This window comes from Acinetobacter sp. YH12254, from assembly GCF_013417415.1.
Taxonomy (GTDB): domain Bacteria; phylum Pseudomonadota; class Gammaproteobacteria; order Pseudomonadales; family Moraxellaceae; genus Acinetobacter; species Acinetobacter pseudolwoffii.
The window spans coordinates 1-20770 of the sequence record NZ_VPEB01000011.1 but is presented as its reverse complement, the minus strand read 5'-3'; the positions used below and the strand labels follow the sequence as shown (position 1 = coordinate 20770).

Annotated in this window: 16 protein-coding genes and 4 pseudogenes; 9 read left to right on the top strand and 11 right to left on the bottom strand. The window is 35.8% G+C overall.

The features are described from left to right. Positions 1-25: 25 nt before the first annotated feature. From FTV29_RS09945 to tviB, 11 genes are read right to left on the bottom strand one after another with little or no spacing between them, the layout of a single operon-like run. The gene (locus FTV29_RS09945) at positions 26-682 is read right to left on the bottom strand and encodes a NeuD/PglB/VioB family sugar acetyltransferase (RefSeq protein ID WP_180075462.1); all 657 of its coding nucleotides are present in this window, start codon (positions 680-682) and stop codon (positions 26-28) included. After that, the gene (locus FTV29_RS09940) at positions 675-1286 is read right to left on the bottom strand and encodes a sugar transferase (protein ID WP_180075461.1); all 612 of its coding nucleotides are present in this window, start codon (positions 1284-1286) and stop codon (positions 675-677) included. Before FTV29_RS09940 ends, FTV29_RS09945 begins: the two co-directional genes overlap by 8 nt. Then, positions 1287-2420, bottom strand: coding sequence for a glycosyltransferase family 4 protein (locus tag FTV29_RS09935; protein WP_180075460.1), 1134 nt, complete (start codon positions 2418-2420; stop codon positions 1287-1289). 3 nt (positions 2421-2423) lie between these two features. Further along, on the bottom strand, positions 2424-3527 hold the full coding sequence (locus tag FTV29_RS09930) for a glycosyltransferase (RefSeq protein WP_180075459.1): 1104 nt from the start codon (positions 3525-3527) through the stop codon (positions 2424-2426). Next, positions 3524-4687, bottom strand: a complete 1164-nt coding sequence (locus tag FTV29_RS09925) for a hypothetical protein (protein ID WP_180075458.1) — start codon at positions 4685-4687, stop codon at positions 3524-3526. Before FTV29_RS09925 ends, FTV29_RS09930 begins: the two co-directional genes overlap by 4 nt. A gap of 18 nt (positions 4688-4705) precedes the next feature. After that, the gene (locus FTV29_RS09920; protein ID WP_180075457.1) at positions 4706-5836 is read right to left on the bottom strand and encodes a RimK family alpha-L-glutamate ligase; all 1131 of its coding nucleotides are present in this window, start codon (positions 5834-5836) and stop codon (positions 4706-4708) included. Between the two features lie 14 nt (positions 5837-5850). Beyond that, complete coding sequence (locus FTV29_RS09915) at positions 5851-6930, bottom strand: NAD/NADP octopine/nopaline dehydrogenase family protein (RefSeq protein ID WP_180075456.1); 1080 nt, start codon at positions 6928-6930, stop codon at positions 5851-5853. Next, entirely contained in the window at positions 6927-8069 is a 1143-nt protein-coding gene (locus tag FTV29_RS09910) for a CapA family protein (protein ID WP_180075455.1), read from the bottom strand. Before FTV29_RS09910 ends, FTV29_RS09915 begins: the two co-directional genes overlap by 4 nt. A 2-nt stretch (positions 8070-8071) precedes the next feature. Further along, entirely contained in the window at positions 8072-9307 is a 1236-nt protein-coding gene (locus FTV29_RS09905; RefSeq protein ID WP_180075454.1) for an oligosaccharide flippase family protein, read from the bottom strand. Beyond that, positions 9304-10332 carry an NAD-dependent epimerase/dehydratase family protein gene (locus FTV29_RS09900; protein WP_180075453.1) on the bottom strand — a complete coding sequence of 343 codons (1029 nt, stop codon included), beginning with the start codon at positions 10330-10332 and terminating at the stop codon, positions 9304-9306. Before FTV29_RS09900 ends, FTV29_RS09905 begins: the two co-directional genes overlap by 4 nt. 18 nt (positions 10333-10350) lie before the next feature. Continuing rightward, the gene (tviB, locus tag FTV29_RS09895) at positions 10351-11628 is read right to left on the bottom strand and encodes a Vi polysaccharide biosynthesis UDP-N-acetylglucosamine C-6 dehydrogenase TviB (RefSeq protein WP_180075452.1); all 1278 of its coding nucleotides are present in this window, start codon (positions 11626-11628) and stop codon (positions 10351-10353) included. A gap of 256 nt (positions 11629-11884) precedes the next feature. On the opposite strand from tviB, the pseudogene FTV29_RS09890 reads away from it, so the two are divergent. The 9 genes and pseudogenes from FTV29_RS09890 to FTV29_RS09850 all read left to right on the top strand — a co-directional run. Continuing rightward, positions 11885-12649: pseudogene (locus FTV29_RS09890) on the top strand (IS982-like element ISAba9 family transposase); the annotation flags it as partial. A 111-nt stretch (positions 12650-12760) separates the two neighbouring features. Further along, positions 12761-13728, top strand: a pseudogene (locus FTV29_RS09885) (IS30 family transposase). A 7-nt stretch (positions 13729-13735) separates the two neighbouring features. Then, positions 13736-13855: pseudogene (locus FTV29_RS09880) on the top strand (IS982 family transposase); the annotation flags it as partial. Between the two features lie 141 nt (positions 13856-13996). Continuing rightward, positions 13997-15094: a polysaccharide biosynthesis/export family protein gene (locus FTV29_RS09875; protein WP_180075451.1), complete on the top strand. Its 1098-nt coding sequence runs from the start codon at positions 13997-13999 to the stop codon at positions 15092-15094. Then, on the top strand, positions 15094-15522 hold the full coding sequence (locus FTV29_RS09870) for a low molecular weight protein-tyrosine-phosphatase (protein ID WP_129717794.1): 429 nt from the start codon (positions 15094-15096) through the stop codon (positions 15520-15522). The genes FTV29_RS09875 and FTV29_RS09870 overlap by 1 nt, the downstream gene beginning before the upstream one ends. Positions 15523-15557: 35 nt before the next feature. Continuing rightward, positions 15558-17741, top strand: coding sequence for a polysaccharide biosynthesis tyrosine autokinase (locus tag FTV29_RS09865; protein ID WP_180075450.1), 2184 nt, complete (start codon positions 15558-15560; stop codon positions 17739-17741). Positions 17742-17886: 145 nt separating this feature from the next. Then, positions 17887-19341, top strand: coding sequence for a capsule assembly Wzi family protein (locus FTV29_RS09860; RefSeq protein WP_180075449.1), 1455 nt, complete (start codon positions 17887-17889; stop codon positions 19339-19341). A gap of 497 nt (positions 19342-19838) precedes the next feature. Further along, positions 19839-20540: an IS1-like element ISPa14 family transposase gene (locus FTV29_RS09855; RefSeq protein WP_180075448.1), complete on the top strand. Its 702-nt coding sequence runs from the start codon at positions 19839-19841 to the stop codon at positions 20538-20540. 126 nt (positions 20541-20666) lie between these two features. Beyond that, a pseudogene (locus FTV29_RS09850) lies at positions 20667-20770 on the top strand (IS5/IS1182 family transposase); the annotation flags it as partial.

Below are 20770 nucleotides of genomic sequence, written 5' to 3'. Positions count from 1 at the left end.
TCCTGAATTTTTAAAATTTAAAAGCTTATTTTTTCTCTAAAATCCGTGCCGGATTACCAACGACCGTCACGCCCGGTGGCACACTTTTGGTGACGACAGCGCCCATGCCTACCACTGCCCCTTTGCCAATCACTAAAGGTTGATCTGGTGTGCCCTGTTTGATCACGGCACCCGTACCAATATAGGCATGGTCTTCAATATGAATATTGCCATTACATTTCACGCCGGGAGCAAAAGTGACATAGTCACCAATGACACAGTCATGCTCAACATAACTATATAAATTGGCATGAAAGCATTTGCCAATCTTGATATTAGAAGTGAGAGTCACAAACGGACTTAAAGCAGCACCGGGGGCAATTTCTATTGCATCCATACGTACGACATTATCTGCCTGAACCGTCCATAGCTCAATTGCATCTTGTTCAAGTTTTATCGCTATTTTTTCACGGATCTGACTATTGGCAATCGCAATGAGAACTGTCTTTCTATCCGCCTTTAGATTTTTAAATGCTGCGTAATTTAAGGCTGTATGCCCATTAACCGTCATTTCTTCGATCAAGCTGTCATCAATAAAATAGATTTCGGCATTTATATTCTGCCGCTGTAATTGTTGACGGGCGACTGGCATCAAACTGCGTCCACAACCTGAAGCACCATACACGGCATAGATTTCAATCATGAATTTTGTCCGTTTTTGTACCGGTAAATTTGGTCATGGTCGCTTCACCCTCGGCACTGATATCATCTTTTGCTAAAACTTTATGTACCGTTTTAAACATGATTTTAAAATCCAGCCAAATCGACTGATTTTCGACATACCAGGTATCCAGCTTGAATTTTTCTTCCCAGCCAATTGCATTGCGGCCATTCACTTGTGCATGACCTGTCATACCCGGACGAACATCATGACGTTTGGCCTGTTCAGGGCTGTAAAGTGGCAGGTATTCCATCAGTAGGGGGCGTGGGCCAACAATACTCATATCACCTTTAATCACATTCCATAGTTCCGGCATTTCATCCAGACTGGTAGAACGCAGCATTTGTCCAAAAGGCGTTAAGCGTTCACTGTCCGGAAGTGGATTGCCCTGTTCATCCACAGCATCTTTCATAGTTCGGAACTTGATCATTTCAAAAGGCTTGCCATGTAAACCGGGACGTACTTGACGAAATAGTACAGGCGAGCCCAGATTTTTTCGTACTTTATAGGCTACGAAAGCATAGAGCGGTGAAAGCAGGATCAGGGCAATGGAGGCGATGATAATATCGAGAAGGCGTTTTAGCATTTATAGACCTAGAATATTCACTAAACGTTGATTTACTTTTTCTGCATCAAACTTTTCAACAGCTATTTTATAGCTTTCGGCACCCATTAATTGAATTTGTTCAGGGTGTTCAATGAAATAAATCATTTTTTCTGCCAAAGCTTCTGAGTCCCATTTTGGCACTAAAAAGCCATTTACGCCATCTACAACCGTTTCTCTACAACCAGGTACATCTGTCGTAATAACTGCACGTCCAATAGCCATAGCTTCTTGTGTACTTCTTGGCACACCCTCACGATACGATGGCAATACAAATACATGACTATCAGCAATCCAGTCTTTAATATTACTCACATGACCAGGGTATTGAATAATATTAGAAGAAATTAAAGTATCCAATTCTTTTTGTTGTAAAGCGCCTAAATTATGATGGTCTATTGCACCAAGTACCGTAAATTGTGACTCAGGATATACTTTCTTTACCAATTTAGCCGCCTGAACAAATTCATGTATGCCTTTTTCTTTCAATAAACGACCAATAAATAAAAATTTAAGGGGTAAATGAATATTACTCAGTACTTGATATGAATAGTCTTGTAAGTTTAAGCCAATCCCCCCTAAAACCTCTACCTTTTTGACATTTATAGCATATTTTTCAAGTAAATCTTTAGGATCATCAGGGTTTAAAAAAATAAGCTGATCGAGTTGTGGTAATGCAATTTTATATAAAAAAACCTGTATCTTTTTTATGAGTTGAGTTTTTTTACTTAAGCCTTCTGGTTGTTCCGTAAATGTATAGCCTAAACCTTCTAGCATACCAACAACACGCGAAGCTCTAGCTAATTTGGCTGCCAAAGTACCAAAAATGACAGGTTTAGAAAAATAAGAGAATACTAAGTCTGGATTAATTACTTTAATTTTTTTTGAGAGCTTATATGTTGCAATCATATCTGCGAGTGGGTTTAGTCCACCACGGTTTAATGTATATGTAATTGGCGTAGCACCCAACTTTTCTATTTTTTTTAGGTCTTCTGCCGTATATTCCGAAGTAAACGCATAAACTTGATGACCTTTTTTTAAAAGTGTGCGAATTAAATCTGCACGAAAGCCATAGAAGCTTGATGCAACTGTGCCAATAAATGCGATACATGCCATTAATCAGCTCTCCCATATACGATGATATTTTTGAATCATCGTATGTATCTCAAAATTATTTTGAATATGCATTACACAATCATTTTTTCTAGCATGCCAATCAGTTGGCTTAAATTGTAATTCACTTAAAGCTGCAGAAATAGCATATGCTAATTTAATAGAATTCTGAGCAGGTACAATCCAGCCATATTTATCAATAATTTCTTGTGCATCTCCCACATCAGTTGAAACACAAGGTATTCCACATGCCATAGCTTCTGCTAATACATTCGGAAATGCCTCGCCAAGACTTGATAATACGTGCAAATCAATTGCATTCATTAATGCAGGTATATCATTACAACGACCATATAATGTTATATCTTCATTCAACTTTAAATTATTTAGAGAAATTAATTTCATTAACTCTTTATTATCTTCAGTCATACCTGTTCCCACCAAAACAGTATGAAAATAAGTATCTTTACTTTTAAGTATGGATAATGCTTGAAGTAAATTTTGGTGGTCTTTTTGAACATCGTAACGTGCGACCATAGCAATTACTGGTTTTTTATAATTAAATTTAATTTTTTGATCTAGCAGCGGACGAAATTTATTTAAATCATAGCCATTTTGAATAAGTTCAAATTTATTTTTTACGTAACCTTGATTTTTATGAGATTCAATTGCATCTCTAGAGCAACTAATAATTTTTTTAGGTATAAAATGAGAAAGAATAGCGCACATTTTCATTATAAAATATGTAGATTTTTTTATAGTTCCTTTACTTAAATTACTATGACGAATACCCCAGAATATTTTAGGCACTCCTGCTATTTTTGCAACCATGCCGCCTAAAAAGTCTGCATGATACATCCATGTTTGCACAATAGTAGGCTTTATACTACGAATTAAAGAGTATAATTCTATAATTTTTTTTAAATCAATTTTAGATGGATTTAAATTTAAACAATAAACTTTAACACCACCTTGCTCTAAAATTGGTCCATACTTCCCCATATCCATTAAAGAAATTACAATGTGCTTTCCTGGTTCAAGCAAACACATTCTAGCCAAAACACCTTCTGCGCCACCATCATTTAAACCAGTAATTATATGAAGTATCACTTTTCTTTACCTCTTCTATTCTCAATTTCACTATACTTCTCATAAAAAATTGAAAAAATTAAAAAGAAAATTACAGGTAGAAACATCCACTTTTGTCTCATAGCGATACCAAGGTTTGCTGTTGTAACCGACAAAAGAAACCATGTAATCAGAAAATAAGACCACAAATATACTCTATTTGAATAAATTATAGGCTTGTATCTTTTAATACCTCTATAAATACCTACTATTAACAATATTAAAATTATTATATTATCTAAACTTGAAATTAAAGCAAAAATACTATGTGCTTCAAAAGGAAGAGGTCTAATTAAATAAGTTAGTAATTGCATAGGTAATGACATAGATGAAATATCAACACTACTACCACCCTCTAAATTATAACTTTGCCTTTGGTCGATATAATCTTGAACATCACCTACTGAATTCCCATCATCTAAACCAGCATAATTTAATGCAAATGGAATTAAGATAGCAGTAACTCCAATACCGATACCCAAAGATAGAATCTTAATAAAAGAATTTACATCTTTTGAAAAAATCACAGAAATCATAAATGCTACCAACATGATTGCTGCTATATGTGGACGAACCAACAACATCAAGACTATCGCAATAACTAAAATTGAAAATTTTGTACGCTCTACAACTGCCCAAATTGACAAGCAAACAGCTAAAAATGAAAAAACATCTTTTCCTATTGCTACAGACCAAAAGCTTAAGGTAGGTAAAAAAACTAAAAGATAAAAGAGTATTTTTTTATTTTTATGATTATAAATATTTGTTTTAATTAGTGAACCTGCTAGAGCTAACACTCCCAAAAAACCAATAAAATTATAAATTAAAAAAACTCCCAAGTATGAAAACCCTAGATATTTAGAAAACAATGAAGTAAAAAAATAAATAAAATCTGTTCCAACTTTAGGAAAACCTTCAAAAATTAAAGATCTTTCAAAATATAATGTTGCATCTGCAATTGAATTTAATGAGTATAAAAAATAAATAAAACAAAAAAATGTATGCCACAAGAAAATTTTAAGAGAAAGCTTATCACCAACCAAAAATAATCTACCAACCCTCATAGATAAAACTAGAGTACTTAAAAATACAAAAAAAATACAAAAAATTTGCCAACTGTTATTAGAAATTAAAATATCCATGCACTACTCAAAATGATCTTAATAATTAAAATTCTTATCCAAAACCAGTTTCAAAGCTAACTCTTGCACCCAAAACTTACCTTGTCTAAAATCATAATTGTTTTCTGATAATCGTATATATTTACCAGCTACACCATTAATAGAAAGTTGTTCGCAAGTATCCACACCAATAAAAATAGATGATTCTATGATCAAAAATTGCTTTCTTTTTTCACTATAGACAAAGTCTGTAGCTAAACAAACGGATCCAAATTTTTCTTTGACTTGATAAGCCAACTCTAACGCCTCCACAGGAATTTCTTTCTTCTCATAGTTCCCAGCACCAGAGGCACGAAAGTCACCCTTATTAGGGTATCGATAATATCCAAATAAATCGTTACCTATACAAATAATACGCAAATCATAGGTAGCATCATCAACAAACTCTTGAAAATAAACATAGTTTTTCTGATTAACGTATCTAAAATAAGTTTCTTTCCCTTTATAGGAAAAAATCTGATCTACATTTTTTTTAGCTTGCTCGTAATTTTCAATTTTATCTACGCCAAAAGATGCTGAACCAGTTGAAATTTTAGCAATTAGTGGGTAATTTGCCTGCTCTAGATAAGCAAGAACATCTTCCTTACAATGACTAATAAAGGTAGGAATATGAGGTAAATTATATAGCTTATATAAATATGTAGCTCTTACTTTATCCTCATAGGACCATATTTCATCATAACTTGGCAAACTTTTTATTCCCATTTTCTCAAAAATGTAAATTTTACTTTTCGCAATATCTTGTGTAGAAGGATCTGAATCTGTATGCCAAACGATGAGATCAAATTTTTTTGCCTCTTCCATCCAATTCGACTTGAATGGATCATAATATTCATAGTAAATATTATTATTTTTTAAAAATCTTTCGTACTTTGGATAATAAGCACGCTCTTTAACTAAGCCAACATCTGCATAATTATCATCGTCTTTAACTAATCCTACTCGTATATTGACAGGATGTGTTAAAAGAACTTTTTCAGCCTCATTCAAATATTGATTCAATTGCTTAGTGTTCATTAAATCATTCTCAGATTTAATACGTCTTTTCAAATAAATTTTTTTTAACCAAGGGGTAGATAAAACCAACTCACGAATATACATTTTTGACATAATAAACCTAAAATTTAATTAAAAAAGGCAACAAGTTGATCTTTATTTAAATTTCCCAACCCCAGACTTTCTAAAGTACGAGATTCTTTCAAAAAGTCATATTGAACCAGTGATGAGGCTATCGTTATTAAAGAATTTGCTATTGGTGTATCTATATTTAGAACTTTACCAAGCATACTTAAAAGACATAGACCATTTGCCACATCTTCATGTAAGTATCTCGTTGATAAAGAATCTGGTCCTTTTGGTCCACCTGTTTCTGCATATCCTTTAAAAACTTCATAGGAATCCATATTCAGATCATCTGCGTTACGAAATTTACAGGCATCTAAATAGGATAGTTTTTCCCCTTTAAAGGCTTCAATGATTTTATTCTTTTCAGAATCTAAATCATGAATAAGATTCCAAATAGCAGGTGAAAATGACTCCTTGTACATCCAAAACTCACCCTTCATCATTTCAATACGACTAGCAGACATAATTACCCCTATAGTATGAACAACTAGATTAGGGTTATGTAAAGCAGATTCTACCAAATTTTGTCTTTTAAACTTGTAGGTATCAACTAGAGTAGAAATATACTCAAGACCTTCATCTGCTCTTGATTTTGGTAAAAATGAAACAGCATTACGTCTATTTTTGAATAATATTTTCACTACCCCAGGTTTCTCTAATCTTGCATCATAAGGTGTTGATTCACCTTCAGCATAGATAACTTTATTACCTATTTTTTTATATAAATATAATGATCCTAAATTACCAGGAATCGTAAAAATAATTTTACAAGAATCTGGAATAAAATGAGCTATTTTTTCAGCAACACTTTCATGATGAACGCTCTGGGTTAAAATTATAATCATTTCAGCATGCTGTAAACCATCTTTTATATTTCTTGTTATTTTAGAAATTTTTATAAAATTTTGACTATTATCTAAATCATGCAACCAAATACCTTGTTGTTGATTAATTACATCAAAATTTTCTTCATGTAAAGATTTAGATGTTTTAATTAAACTAACAATATGACCTTGTTGGGTAAACTTTGCAGCTAATGCACAGCCAGCATTACCCGTCCCTAAAATAGCTACTTTCATTTTAAATCCTTAGAATCTAATTGCATTTTTAATGATGCCATATAAAGATCTCGATGAGCTTCACACCTAATCATATTTAATTGACTTAACATTTTAGGTTTACTCAATAAACTTGGTAATATCCCTTTCCGATATGCCCCACTTAAAAGGTAACCAGGATATGGCTGTAAAGCAGATAAATAACTTCTTAAACGTTCGCTAGTGAATCGGGAAAATTCAGTATTTAATTTATTATCATCCTGAATTATCTTATTTAATAACTCCAAATCGTCAAAGAAATTTAATTTTTCCTGTTCTTTCAATAAAGTTAGAGTTACAGATTGACTAGATTGACTATAAGGATGAATATCAATTTTATTAATTACTGTATCAATCTCAATAAAGCAACCATAATTCCAAGGCTTATTATAAACTGAGGGCCAGTCAAAAATAAAATTTCCTAAACCATAGTATATATTTTTATTTTTATAAACTTCATAACCACTATGACAGTGAGCGTGATGACAAACTACTAAATCCGCGCCAACATCAACAAAGTATCTAAATATCTTTTTCATTCTTGGGCTAGGATATTTATAACCTTCATGTCCACCATGATATATTACAATTACATAATCACTCTTATCTTTTGCACTTTTAATATCATAATAATTGTTGACCAAATCTAATGGATTCGCTCCAGGAGAACAATCATGAGTTGTTGAAAACTCATTTTCCGTAATATTAATAATAGCAACTTTCTGATTCAAATCTGAAATAAATAGCGGCTCCCTTGCTTGCTCAAGACTTTCACCAGCACCTACATATTTTATAGAAGCATCTTGACATCCTTTTATACTACTAACTAATCCTTCATTACCATAATCCATAATATGATTATTACTTAAAGTAACTATATTTACATTTAAGTAATTAAGAAAATTAAAGGCTTTACTAGTTGTTTTTATTGAAGGACCGACTTTATCTATATTTGAATTTGTAGATTCAATAACAGGGCATTCTAAATTAACAATGTTGTAGTCCATTTTAAAAAACAAATCCACAACTTCTTTAGAAATGATTTCTTCAAATTTATTTTCTTCAAGAAGATTTTGAACTCTATTATATGGACAAAAATCACCAGTGATTATTAATTTCATAGTCAAGCTCCCATTTTTTTAGCAAAAAACATGGTTAAAAATCCTCTTATTGCCCATACCAATGTAATACTATAAGCAGCACCGACATACCCCCAGAAATATATAAAAATAGCAGTGACTAATGCTCCAACTAACGAGCAAAATATAATTATTTTCACTAATATGCTTTCTTTATTTTTTAGCACCAGAAAATTAGTGCCATATATATTCATCAAACTAATAAAAATTGGAGAAATTGACATAATTTTAATAACCTCTGATGCTTGCTCATACCCTTCACCAAACATAATAGAAACAATTATATCGGAAAATAAGAAAAGAATACTAGATGACACCAAAGCTAAAGCTAAATTTAATTTAATATAAAAATTATGAAAATTAATTTTCCTAGATAAAAGTGGGAAAAAAGCTCGAGATAACACTGAACTTAATGTTTGAGAAATTCCATTTATCTTATAACCAGCATCAAATATACCAGTTGCGAACTTACCATGAAATTGACTTAACCATATAAATGATATATTTGTATATAAATTTGGTATAAACAAACTTATAAACATATTAAAACCTGATTTTAGGTAGGTTATTAACTCTACAATAGGTATTACAACAAATTTTAAATTCAATTTACTTACAATTAAATAAAGAGAGATCATACCTGTTATCAATATGGATATCGCATTAATAACTGGAACTAGATAAAAATCCTCTGATTTTTTTATTAATAAAAAAATAGCGATAGTATACAAAACTTTTGAAATCAAAGATAAAAATGCTAACAGATGCATTTTTTCCAATGCTTGAAAAAGCCATTCCTGATAAAACACTGTTGAAAAAACTGAAAAAAAACTTAAATACAAAATTAGTGCATTTTTTTGGAAAAGTGGTACAAAAAAAACCAGTAATGAAAAAATTAAAAATGATATCAAGAACAAAATAATCTTTGAGTAGAAAACAGTTGATAAAATTTTTGAAAAAGCTATTTTATCTTCTTTAACTCGCGCCCCATCTCTAACAGCTGTATAATTAAACCCATAATCGACAACTGTAAGAAAAAAGACAATAATAGCTGAAGAGAAAGCCAATATACCAAAGTTTTCTACTCCAACTACTCGTGCAATATAAGGTAACGTTATAAAGGGTAGAATTAAGTTAATTAATTGCAATAAAGATAAAGAAATTAAGTTTTTAAAAACAACTAGAATATCTTTCTCTTTAAAAACTTTTCTTAAATTCATTGAGATAAATTCTCTACATACCAACTCATTGCAAATGCAATGCCTTTTGATATTTTATATTTAGCTTTATATCCTAAATTATTTTCAATTTTAGCTACACTGGCTTGCGAATGTCGAACATCCCCAGCACGGAAGTCCCGATATACAGGCTCTTTCGTATAAGTCACATCATTTTCATTTAATGCAGCTTTAATGGCATTAAACAAATCATTGAGTGTAGTACGATCCCCTACTGCCACATTATAAACCTGATTTTTGGCTTCATCATTTTGAGTGGTAGCAGCTAAAATATTGGCCTGAACCGTGTTTTCAATAAAGCAGAAATCACGACTGGTTTCGCCATCACCATTAATGAATACATCATCGCCAGCAATCATGGCTGCGGTCCATTTTGGAATCACAGCAGCATAGGCACCATTCGGGTCTTGACGCTTGCCGAAAACATTAAAGTAACGCAGGCCAATAGTTTTAAACCCATACGTCCGTGCAAAGACTTCTGCATACAGCTCATTTACATATTTGGTGACTGCATAAGGCGAAAGTGGCTTGCCAATATTTTCTTCAACTTTAGGCAGTGCCGGATGGTCGCCATAAGTTGAACTGCTGGCGGCATAGGTAAAGCTTTTTACTTCTGCATCACGTGCAGCAGTCAGCATATTTAAAAAGCCGGTAATATTGGCTGCATTGGTGGTAATCGGGTCAGCAATCGAACGTGGTACAGAACCTAAAGCGGCCTGGTGCAACACATAGTCCACTCCTGCACAGACTGTCTGACAATCTTCAAAATTACGGATATCACCTTTATAAAACTTGAAGTTTGCCCACTGTTCAGGCTTGACCAGACTTTGCACTTCATCCAGATTATGCTGATGACCTGTAGCAAAATTATCCAGACCCACCACATTTTGGTTCAGCTTTAATAGGGTTTCCAGTAAATTTGAGCCAATAAAGCCTGCCACACCGGTAATTAACCAGGTTTTTGGTGCTTGTTGTAATTGCTCGCATACAGTTTGATATTGGCTCATATTTATGGTCCCTATAAATTACAGACGAAGGTCAGATTCAGAATGATCCAGTACATATTTCAGGTCATATAAAATATGTGCTGACTTGCCCAAGGCACGTAATGCTTCAGTGCCCATAGCTTTAAACTGATCATGGGCAACGGCCAGAATCACAGCATCATACTGATCCTGTTCCAGATTTGCGACTGGAGTAATTCCGTATTCATGTTGAGCTTCGCTTGCATCTACCCATGGATCATACACATCGGCAGCAATATTGTATTCTGTTAGTTCATTGACAATATCAATAATTTTGGTATTACGAATATCCGGGCAGTTTTCTTTAAAACTTAAGCCTAAAACCAGAACCTTGGCACCTTCGACCTGAATTTTTTTCTTGATCATGGCCTTGACCAGCTGGGTCACTACATAAGCCCCCATACCGTCATTTAAACGGCGACCCGCCAGAATAATTTCAGGGTGGTAACCGATAGACTGCGCTTTATGGGTTAAATAGTACGGATCAACACCAATACAGTGTCCACCGACCAGACCTGGACGGAATGGCAAGAAATTCCATTTGGTACCGGCAGCCTGCAATACTGCTTCAGTATCAATACCCATTTTATTAAAGATCACGGCCAGTTCATTAATCAATGCAATATTGACATCACGCTGAGTATTTTCAATCACTTTCGCCGCTTCAGCCACTTTAATGCTAGTTGCTTTATGCGTACCTGCCTCAATCACCAGGTTATACACCTGATCGACAAATTCAGCGACTTCAAGGGTAGAACCTGAGGTAATTTTCAAAATATTGGTGACACGGTGCAGTTTATCGCCCGGATTAATTCGCTCTGGACTATAACCGGCAAAGAAGTCCTGATTGAACTTCAGGCCTGACACTTGCTCCAGAACCGGAATACAGGTTTCTTCAGTCGCACCCGGATATACCGTAGACTCATACACCACCACATCGCCTTTTTTCAGTACCTGTCCAATGCTGGTCGAGGCCTTAACAAGCGGAGTTAAATCTGGCTGTTTAAATTCATCAATTGGCGTAGGTACAGTGACAATAAAAAAGTTACAGCTTTTTAAATCTTCTAAATTTGCTGAATAACTCAGCTGATTTGCCTTTTTGAGTTCTTCTGGAGAAACTTCTAAGGTATGGTCTTGGCCACTTTTAAGCTCATCAATTCTTTTCTGATAGATATCAAAACCAATTACAGGTACTTTTTTCCCAAATTCAACCGCAAGTGGTAAGCCTACATAACCTAACCCAATGACCGCGATTTTTAAATCTGCAATAGATAGCATTTCAACGCCTTATTTATGTACTGTACTTATGAAGATTAAATCTTTCGGCAGGCATACTAGCAGAAAACCATGAAATTTCTATTATGATTTGTGCTCAAATCCTATTAAAAAATAGCATAGTGTATATTTTTTGTAAGAATTACTTATTTTATTTATAACTATTAAAATCATTTACCCCAATCTCAACTTTTTAAGTGATTGAAATAAAAAGGACATAACCCTATTTTAGTTTCCACCAAGAAATTAAAGCAAAGTTATGTCCATTGAAGAATTTATCATTTTTGTCTATGTAATCATAGAAGAACTTTATCCCATTGTTGTTACTCAGCCCCTGAGAACTCGTGGTTTTCCGCCTGCTGTTACTGATGCAGAAATCATCACTATGCAAATAGTAGGTGAATTTCTTGGTTTAGATACAGACAAAAATATTTGGATGTATTTCAAAAACAATTGGTTAGAATGGTTTCCAAAATTAGGATCTTATCCCAATTTCTGTAAACATTGTGCAAACCTGTGGCATGTCAGTCAATCCATTATGGCACAGCTCATTCAGCGTTATGGTTCAGATAACATTCACTTTATTGATGGCTTCCCACTCCCTGTCTGTAGTTATACCAGAGCTAGAAAGCATAAAAACTTTAAAGAATACGCAGGTTTTAGTTATTGTGCTGCAAAACAAGAAAAATATTATGGTTTCAAAGCTCATATCGTCATTAATCTTTCAGGCATGATTTCGGGTTATACCTTTGCACCTGCTCATTGTGATGAGCGAGATGTTGCACCTGAAATTACGAATGATATTTACGGTTTACTGGGAGCAGATAAGGGCTATTTAAGACCAGAATTGAAACGATATTATGAATATCAGGGTATTGATTTACAAACACCCTTTAGAAAAAACATGATAGATTTCAGACCTAAAGAGACACTGCAAATACTGATGAAAGCAAGAAGAAAGATTGAAACAGTGATTGGTCAATTAACAGATCGCTTTCACATTCAGAAAGTGAGGGCAAAAGATGGCAGAGTAAAACTTGAAGTGCGACATAAACCACCTAATTAATTTAAAGGGTTTATGGAGTATATAAAATTGTCATACCATCATCTTAACTTTGAAGATCGTACTGCATTAATGCTTGAGTCAAGAAAAGAAGGCTTTTCACCCAGAAAATTTGCTGAACTCATTAAAAGACATCCTAGTACGATCTATCGTGAACTTAAAAGAAATAGCATCAATGACGTTTATCAAGCTCAATATGCTTCTGATAACACCTTCGCTAGACGTAGACGTGGTCATAGAAAACTCAAAATCGATTCAATCCTCTGGAATTTATTGTTGAAGCGATCCGTTGTTTATGGTCTCCTCAGCAAATAGCAAAGCGTTTAAAGAGATTTCCTGATTTGGATCAAACAATGAATGTAAGCCATACAACGATTTATTCAACGATACGAGCATTACCAAAGGGTGAGCTGAAAAAAGACTTACTATCCTGTCTGCGTCATGAAAATAAAAAGCGAAAAGCTAACGGTGAACCTAAAAAAGATTCTATATTACAGGATATTAAAACTATTCATGAGCGCCCAACCGAAGTTCAAGAAAGAAAAATACCGGGTCATTGGGAAGCCGATTTAATTAAAGGTAAAGACAATAAAAGTTCGATAGCAACACTTATTGAACGAAATACACGGCTCTGTATCTTGGCAACATTACCTGATGCAAAGGCAGAATCAGTGCGCAAGGCTTTAACTGAAGCTCTGAAATATTTACCCGCAGAACTGCGTAAAACATTGACCTATGACCGTGGACGTGAGATGTCAGAACATAAAATCCTCGAAGAAGATTTAGGCATAGATGTATATTTCTGTGACCCACATTCGCCATGGCAGAAAGGCACATGCGAAAATATGAATGGTTTAATTAGGCAATATTTACCTAAAGGGATTGATTTAAACCAGGCAGATCAGCATTATTTAAATCAAGTTGCCATGTCACTGAATACTCGCCCTAGAAAAGCGTTAGATTGGCTTACACCATTAGAGAAATTTGCTCAGCTTGTTGATTATCATAAGGCTTTTGAAACTGTCGCACCTCATGTTTGAATTCGCCGATCTATGGCATTTAACCCACCGCATAACTCGTAAAATTCTGTCGCATACAATTTGTGTGGTGCTAAATAAAAAGCTTGGTCATTCACCAATTCAATTCGAAAATCTTATTTTAAGTTGAGATTGGCGTATCATTTACATTTTTAATACCATTCAGCTTTATATAAACCAGAAGATAGTTACAAATTGCTATGTATATGTTCAATAACATGGGTAGAATAACTTCAATTTTAAAATTTAAAAATAATCTTTGGGAAAACATGTGCGACACTTTCAACTAGCTGCTTTATTGGCATGTGGCATTGCTACTACAGGGTGTGCAGTCACCTCTGGTTTACAAACATATGACTTACCTAGCGAAGGCGTTTTTCAAACCGACCTCGGCACGACAGTCAATGTCATAAAACTCACTCAAGATTCTATGCTGGCTGTTCAGCCTGCTGTACAGAATATTCAACAACAATATGCCCATCTGTTTAACACACAGCATCGTAACTACAGCCTGAGCCCAGGTGATATTTTGTCAATTTATTTATGGGCTTATCCTGAACTCACCTCTCCAACTATTAGTAGTGATCAATCCGCACAAGCGAATGGTTTCCAAATCGATTCGGAAGGCTATATTCAGTTTCCCATTATTGGCCGTTATAAGGCCGCTGGAAAATCACTAGCGCAAGTCAATCGTGAATTACGTAATCAGCTATCACGTTACCTAAAAAATCCAGATGTAATCGCACGAATAGTATCGTATCAAGGCCAGCGTTATTCAGTGCAAGGTAATGTGATGAATGGAGGTCAGTTTTACTTAAGCGACCAACCTGTCAGTGTTTATACTGCTTTGAGCATGGCAGGTGGTGTAAATGCACAGCAAGGTGACAACACCTCTATTACTCTAGTACGTCAGGGACGATCATATAGCCTAAATACCGTAGAACTAGAAAAAGCAGGTTTTTCGCTGCATAACTTATTGATTCAGCCAAATGACACATTATATGTAAACAACCGCGAAAACCAGAAGATCTATGTCATGGGTGAGTCAGGTAAAAACCAATCTTTACCATTACGTGACCAAGGCATGAGCCTCAGTGATGTATTAGGCGAAAGTCTGGGCTTAAATCCACTTTCTGCCAGTCGTAGTAAGGTGTATGTGGTGCGTAGCCAACCAAATACTGCCCACACTGAAGTCTATCAGATGGACTTGACCAGCATTGCTGATTTTGGTCTGGCCAACCAGTTTAAAATGCACAGCAATGATATTGTCTATGTCGATGCATCCGGCCTAGCGCGCTGGCAGCGTGTCGTAAACCAGGTTATTCCATTCTCAAATGCGTTGTATAATTTAGATCGTTTGGGGAATTAATGAAAATTAATAATATTTTAGTGGTCTGCATTGGCAATATTTGCCGTAGCCCCATGGCAGAATACTTTTTAAAACAGCAATATCCGCACTTAAAGATTGAGTCTGCAGGTATTGCTGGCGTCGTCGGACATGCAGCAGATGAAAAGGCTAGTCTATGCATGCAACGTTTTGGGATCGACATGAGTCCACATGTTGCAAAAAAACTCAATGCTGAACTGATTAAAAAAGCTGATTTGGTTCTGGTCATGAGTCAGAACCAGCAAAAGCATATTGAACAGACCTGGCCATTTGCCAAGGGCAAAACTTTTAGACTGGGGCATTGGCAAAGTAAAAATATTGCCGACCCTTATCAGCATGATCAGACATTTTTTGATGATACCTGTCAATTAATTCAAGACTGTATTGCTGACTGGAAAAAATATATTTAATTTTTTTAATATTTTCACTTTTTGATATTTAAATTATGAGCCAAACCGCCAACACCGAAGATACCATTGACCTCAAGGAATTGTTTTTTTCCTTAATTGCGCAATGGAAACTGATTGCCCTGTGCATTATTTTAAGCTTGATCTGTGCCTTACTCTACTTAAGAACCACACCAGATACATATACAGTAGATGCATTGGTACAAGTTGAAGATAGTAAAGGGACTTCAGCTGCACTATTGGGTGATTTATCCGGCATGATCGACCAAAAATCTCCAGCGCAAGCCGAAATTGAGATTTTAAAATCGCGTTTAGTGCTCGGCGAAGTCATCAACCATTTAAATTTAAATATTCGCATATCTGGTACAGAAGACAGTTTCTGGAACCGGTTAATGGCCAAGCATAAGTACAGCACCGAATACTCAAAAAAATCAGTATTATTTAAAGATAATCAGAATAGTTTTGATGTTCGCCAGTTTGATATTCCACAATATTTCCAGGATAAAAACTTAATTTTAAGTTTTAAAGAAGGCAAATATAGCCTGACTGATGAGACAACTAAACAGGTGGTTTTTTCTGCGCCTCTAAACCAGATCAGTCAATCCTCATCTGAATACGGCCTTTGGAAAGTAGGTGTTTTTAGTCAAGACCGTTTCGATGCCGCTTATAATATCCGAAAGCAAAGCTTGCCTGCTGCGATGCAGACTTTAACCGCCAGCTATTCCGTCGCTGAAAAAGGAAAATTGACTGGCGTATTAGGTCTCAACTATGAAGGTGAAGACAAAAAGCATATTACGCAAGTACTAAATGCTATCCTTACCGCCTATAGCCAGCAGAATATTGAGCGCCGCTCTGCAGAAACGGCTCAAACACTCAAGTTTTTAGAAGATCAGTTACCTGAGCTAAAACAGCAACTGGATGTTGCAGAGCGTGAATTTAACCGTTTCCGTCAACAATCAAATACAGTTGATGTCACCAAAGAATCAGAATTATATCTAACCCAAAGTATTGCTTTAGAAACACAAAAAGCTCAGATAGAACAGCAAGTGGCAGAAGCTTCTTCCAAATACACTAATGAACATCCCATGATGCAGCAAATGAATGCACAACTCGGTGCAATCAATAAAAAAATTGCAGAGCTGGATGGGACTTTAAAACGTTTACCTGAACTACAGCGCCAGTACTTACAATTATTCCGTGAAGTTGAAGTCAAACAGCAACTATATACAGGTTTACTCAATTCATACCAGCAACTTCGTATTGCCAAAGCCGGTGAAATTGGCAATGTACGTATTGTCGATACTGCAGTTGAACCTATTCAACCGATTAAACCGAAGAAATTACAAATCCTGATTTTGTCGATTTTTCTGGGAGGATTCCTCGGTACATTATTAGCACTGTTACGTAATATGATGCGTTCAGGCATTAAAGATGCTGCTCAGATTGAAAATGAGCTGGATCTGCCAGTATATGCCACCGTACCACGTTCTTTAATTCAAGAAAGTCATATCAACCTGCTGAAAAAGAAAAAGAATATTCCTATTCTTGCAGTGAAAGACGGCGGTGATATTGCGATTGAAAGCTTGCGCAGTATGCGCACCGCAATTCACTTTGCCTTAATGAATGCCAGCAATAATGTGATTGCACTGTCAGGCCCTGCCCCTGAAATTGGGAAATCTTTTATTATTGTTAACCTTGCAACCATTTTGGCGCAAGGTGGAAAACGGGTACTCGTCATTGATGGTGATATGCGTCGTGGTTATTTGCATAAATATTTCAATGCAGAGCTAAGCCCTGGCTTAGCAGAACTGTTAAATCTTCAAAATAGCTATGAAGATATTGTCCAAAATTCTACTGTAGAAAACCTGTTCTTTGTTACTCGCGGCAAGAGTCCAGTCAATCCGTCTGAACTGTTAAGTACCGATAAATTCAAGGCTTTCCTGGATCAGGCATCTGCTCATTTTGATCACATTTTAATTGATACCCCACCAGTCCTTGCTGTGACCGATGGTATTATTATTGCGCAATATGCAGGGGTCAATTTACTGGTTGCCCGTCATGGAAAAACGCAAATTAAAGAACTTGAAATTACGGTGAATCGTTTTGAACAGGCCAATGTAAAAGTTAATGGCGTCATTCTCAATGATGTACAAAAAGGTGCAGCGGGTAGTTATGGTTATAATTATGCCTATGCCTATACTGCACATAAAGATAATGACTAATCTATTCTAAACTCAAATTTCACACTCTGTCTGAGCAGGGTGTGAAATTATCCTTCCTTACATTTATTGCAAATGATTGTTGTTGAAAAAATCAACTAAAAAACCTATCGTGGTTATAGTTTAAAAGTCCTGAGAATATACAAGAATGTTATCCAAAACACTGCTCGCTACCTTGGCATTAAGTTCTTCCCTCGCCTTTGCACAAGGCATCGTTTTAAATGACCAAAACTTACGTACCGATTTAAACTGGCTCAATCAGCAGGGTGTGATTCAAATCAGTACTTCCACTTGGCCCATCAGTGGTGATGAAATTCAACGTGCTCTTGCCCAAGCTAAAATCAACAATAATATTCAGCAAAAAGTCATTGATACTGTATTAGCACATTTGAATGCCAATAACCAGTCGCTCAAAGCATCCTTATTTGCAGAAACTGATCAAAAAAATATTCCTCAAGCCTTTGGCGATCAGCAAAAAGCGCAATATCAGGCAGGTATCGAGCTAAATGCGGGTAACGAGAACTGGGATGCCAGAATTCGTGTGAATGCAGAAAAAGATCTACAGATTGACAATGATCAAGATTTTAATCTTGAAGGCTCATATATCGCTGGAAAATTATGGAATCAATGGTTGATTGCTGGACAGATCCCGACCTACTGGGGTCCTGCACATGATGGCAGTTTAATTCGTGGTGATGCCAGCCGCCCTGTCTATGGCGTGACGATGCAGCGTGCCGAACAGAATGCTTTTGCAAACAAATGGTTGGCTTGGATTGGACCTTGGCAATATCAAGCTTTTGCAGGGCAGTTGCAGGATTATGATGCTGTGCCTGATGCCAAACTGATTGGCTTACGTGTCACTGCACAACCCTTGCCTTATTTAGAACTGGGTGCATCGCGTGCTATGCAATGGGGTGGTGAAGGTCGACCTGAAAGCCTGAGCTCACTTTGGGATGCTTTTGTTGGCAATAAAGACAATGGTGGTACAGGTGAACCTGATCCATCAAATCAAATTGCCGGTTTTGATGCACGCTTAAATCTACATCCCCTCGTGCAAGTCCCGATGGGTATCTATGCGCAATATGTCGGTGAAGATGAAGCAGGCGGCTTGCCGGCCAAAAAAATGTATTTGGCTGGAATCGATTATTCATCAAGTTATAACAATATGCCTTTCCAACTGTATACCGAATGGGCAGATACCCGTACCAATGGTAAAGTACAAGGCATTTCCTATAATCACACCAACTACACCGATGGTTTTTACCAGCATGGTTATCCCTTGGCGCATGCCATAGGTGGTGATGGTCAAATGCTGTCTGTAGGTGGCGATATTCGTTTGGATCATCTCAATCGTATTAATACACGCATCCTATTTGCGAAATTTGATCAAGCAGCTAATCGACGTGATAGAGGCATTACTAATTTAGCTTTTCCAGCGCAGGATGAATTAAAAGCGCTAGATCTAACCTGGACACATTATCTACGCCCAGATATTCCACTTAAACTGAATGGGTGGGTGGGTGACTCTGATGTACACGGTAACGATGGCGGTGTATCAATTGGTATCGAATTCCCCTTAGAAAAGGGCTTATTTTCCTATTAAGACCTATTCAACACTCAAGTTCGGGTGATAGCGACAACTTTTCCATACCTTCCAAAATACTGATGAAACTGAAAATAAAAAAACCAGCACTTGCTGGTTTTTTTATTAAGTATCCGGTAATGCATCGAGCTACCCTACACCGACTGAACCAGTCTTTAAAAAAGTAATCGACCCCAGCCCGCTGATAAATCAGCTACTGATGAGAGAGGGGGCAATAATCAACATACTTATCAACTCATATATGGCTCAGTAGCTCAGGACTGGCTATACTTTTTTTAATCACTTGCGTCAGCATCAATTTTCTAACCTGAATGTCACATTGCTCTCAAACCACTTGTCATACACTTAGTATTTTTTGTGGAACTGTCAATCTAATATTCAGTTTTTCACTCGTATCTCATTCGATACCTGTAGCTGGTAGCCATAGATACATTATGCGGTGGTGTTTCAAAAAGTATGCTGAAACAAAGCAGGTTGAATTTTGATAAAATAGAGAAATGCGAATAACTCTAGAAATCAAATGTCCAACCTGCCTCAGTGACAGTATAAAGAAAAATGGCATCAAAGTAGATGGGAAACAAAACTATCAGTGCAAAGACTGTAAACGTCAGTTTATTAGTGACCATGCTCTGAGCTATCTAGGATGTAATTCAGGCATTACTCGAAAAATATTACAGTTGATGGTCAGAGGTAGTGGTATACGAGATATCGCTGAAGTTGAGCGAATCAGTATCGGTAAAGTTTTACGTACTTTAACCGAATCGACCTACCAAATTCAGCCTAAACAAAGTCATTATGAGTCTCTTGAAGTTAATGAGTTTTGGACTTTTGTGGGAAATAAAAATAATAAACAATGGCTTATTTACGCCTACCATCGAGAAACAGGTGAGATTGTTGCTTATGTTTGGGGTAAAAGAGACTTAGCTACAGTTCAACGATTGAAGACAAAGCTTAAACAATTAGGTATTCACTACACCCGAATTGCAAGTGATCATTGGGACAGTTTCATAACTGCTTTTAAAAACTGCAAGCAAAGTATTGGTAAATTTTTTACTGTAGGTATTGAAGGTAATAATTGCAAAATAAGGCATCGAATTAGGCGCGGTTTTAGAAGGAGTTGTAATTTTTCAAAAAAGATTGAAAACCATTTTAAAGCTTTCGACTTAACCTTTTTTTACATCAATAATGGCTTCATTTAATGTCAGCATACTTTTTGAAACACCACCCATTATGCTAATACTCGCTTATGCTCAAAATTAATAGTTTAGATAGGCTTTGTTGCACAAACCTATCTGTAAAGGGTTTTTCAGCGATATAATTTTCAAATGAAGAAGCCTACACACAAAATCTACCGCACAACCAATTGGCCCGCATATAACCGAGCACTCATGAGTCGCGGAAATATTGCCATTTGGTTTGATCCTGCTAC

Coding starts and splice junctions, on each gene's coding strand:
- FTV29_RS09945 (WP_180075462.1), bottom strand. CDS start 682: ATGATTGAAATCTATGCCGTGTATGGTGCTTCAGGTTGTGGACGCAGT.
- FTV29_RS09940 (WP_180075461.1), bottom strand. CDS start 1,286: ATGCTAAAACGCCTTCTCGATATTATCATCGCCTCCATTGCCCTGATC.
- FTV29_RS09935 (WP_180075460.1), bottom strand. CDS start 2,420: ATGGCATGTATCGCATTTATTGGCACAGTTGCATCAAGCTTCTATGGC.
- FTV29_RS09925 (WP_180075458.1), bottom strand. CDS start 4,687: ATGGATATTTTAATTTCTAATAACAGTTGGCAAATTTTTTGTATTTTT.
- FTV29_RS09920 (WP_180075457.1), bottom strand. CDS start 5,836: ATGTCAAAAATGTATATTCGTGAGTTGGTTTTATCTACCCCTTGGTTA.
- FTV29_RS09915 (WP_180075456.1), bottom strand. CDS start 6,930: ATGAAAGTAGCTATTTTAGGGACGGGTAATGCTGGCTGTGCATTAGCT.
- FTV29_RS09910 (WP_180075455.1), bottom strand. CDS start 8,069: ATGAAATTAATAATCACTGGTGATTTTTGTCCATATAATAGAGTTCAA.
- FTV29_RS09905 (WP_180075454.1), bottom strand. CDS start 9,307: ATGAATTTAAGAAAAGTTTTTAAAGAGAAAGATATTCTAGTTGTTTTT.
- FTV29_RS09900 (WP_180075453.1), bottom strand. CDS start 10,332: ATGAGCCAATATCAAACTGTATGCGAGCAATTACAACAAGCACCAAAA.
- tviB (WP_180075452.1), bottom strand. CDS start 11,628: ATGCTATCTATTGCAGATTTAAAAATCGCGGTCATTGGGTTAGGTTAT.
- FTV29_RS09870 (WP_129717794.1), top strand. CDS start 15,094: ATGAAAATTAATAATATTTTAGTGGTCTGCATTGGCAATATTTGCCGT.
- FTV29_RS09865 (WP_180075450.1), top strand. CDS start 15,558: ATGAGCCAAACCGCCAACACCGAAGATACCATTGACCTCAAGGAATTG.
- FTV29_RS09860 (WP_180075449.1), top strand. CDS start 17,887: ATGTTATCCAAAACACTGCTCGCTACCTTGGCATTAAGTTCTTCCCTC.
- FTV29_RS09855 (WP_180075448.1), top strand. CDS start 19,839: ATGCGAATAACTCTAGAAATCAAATGTCCAACCTGCCTCAGTGACAGT.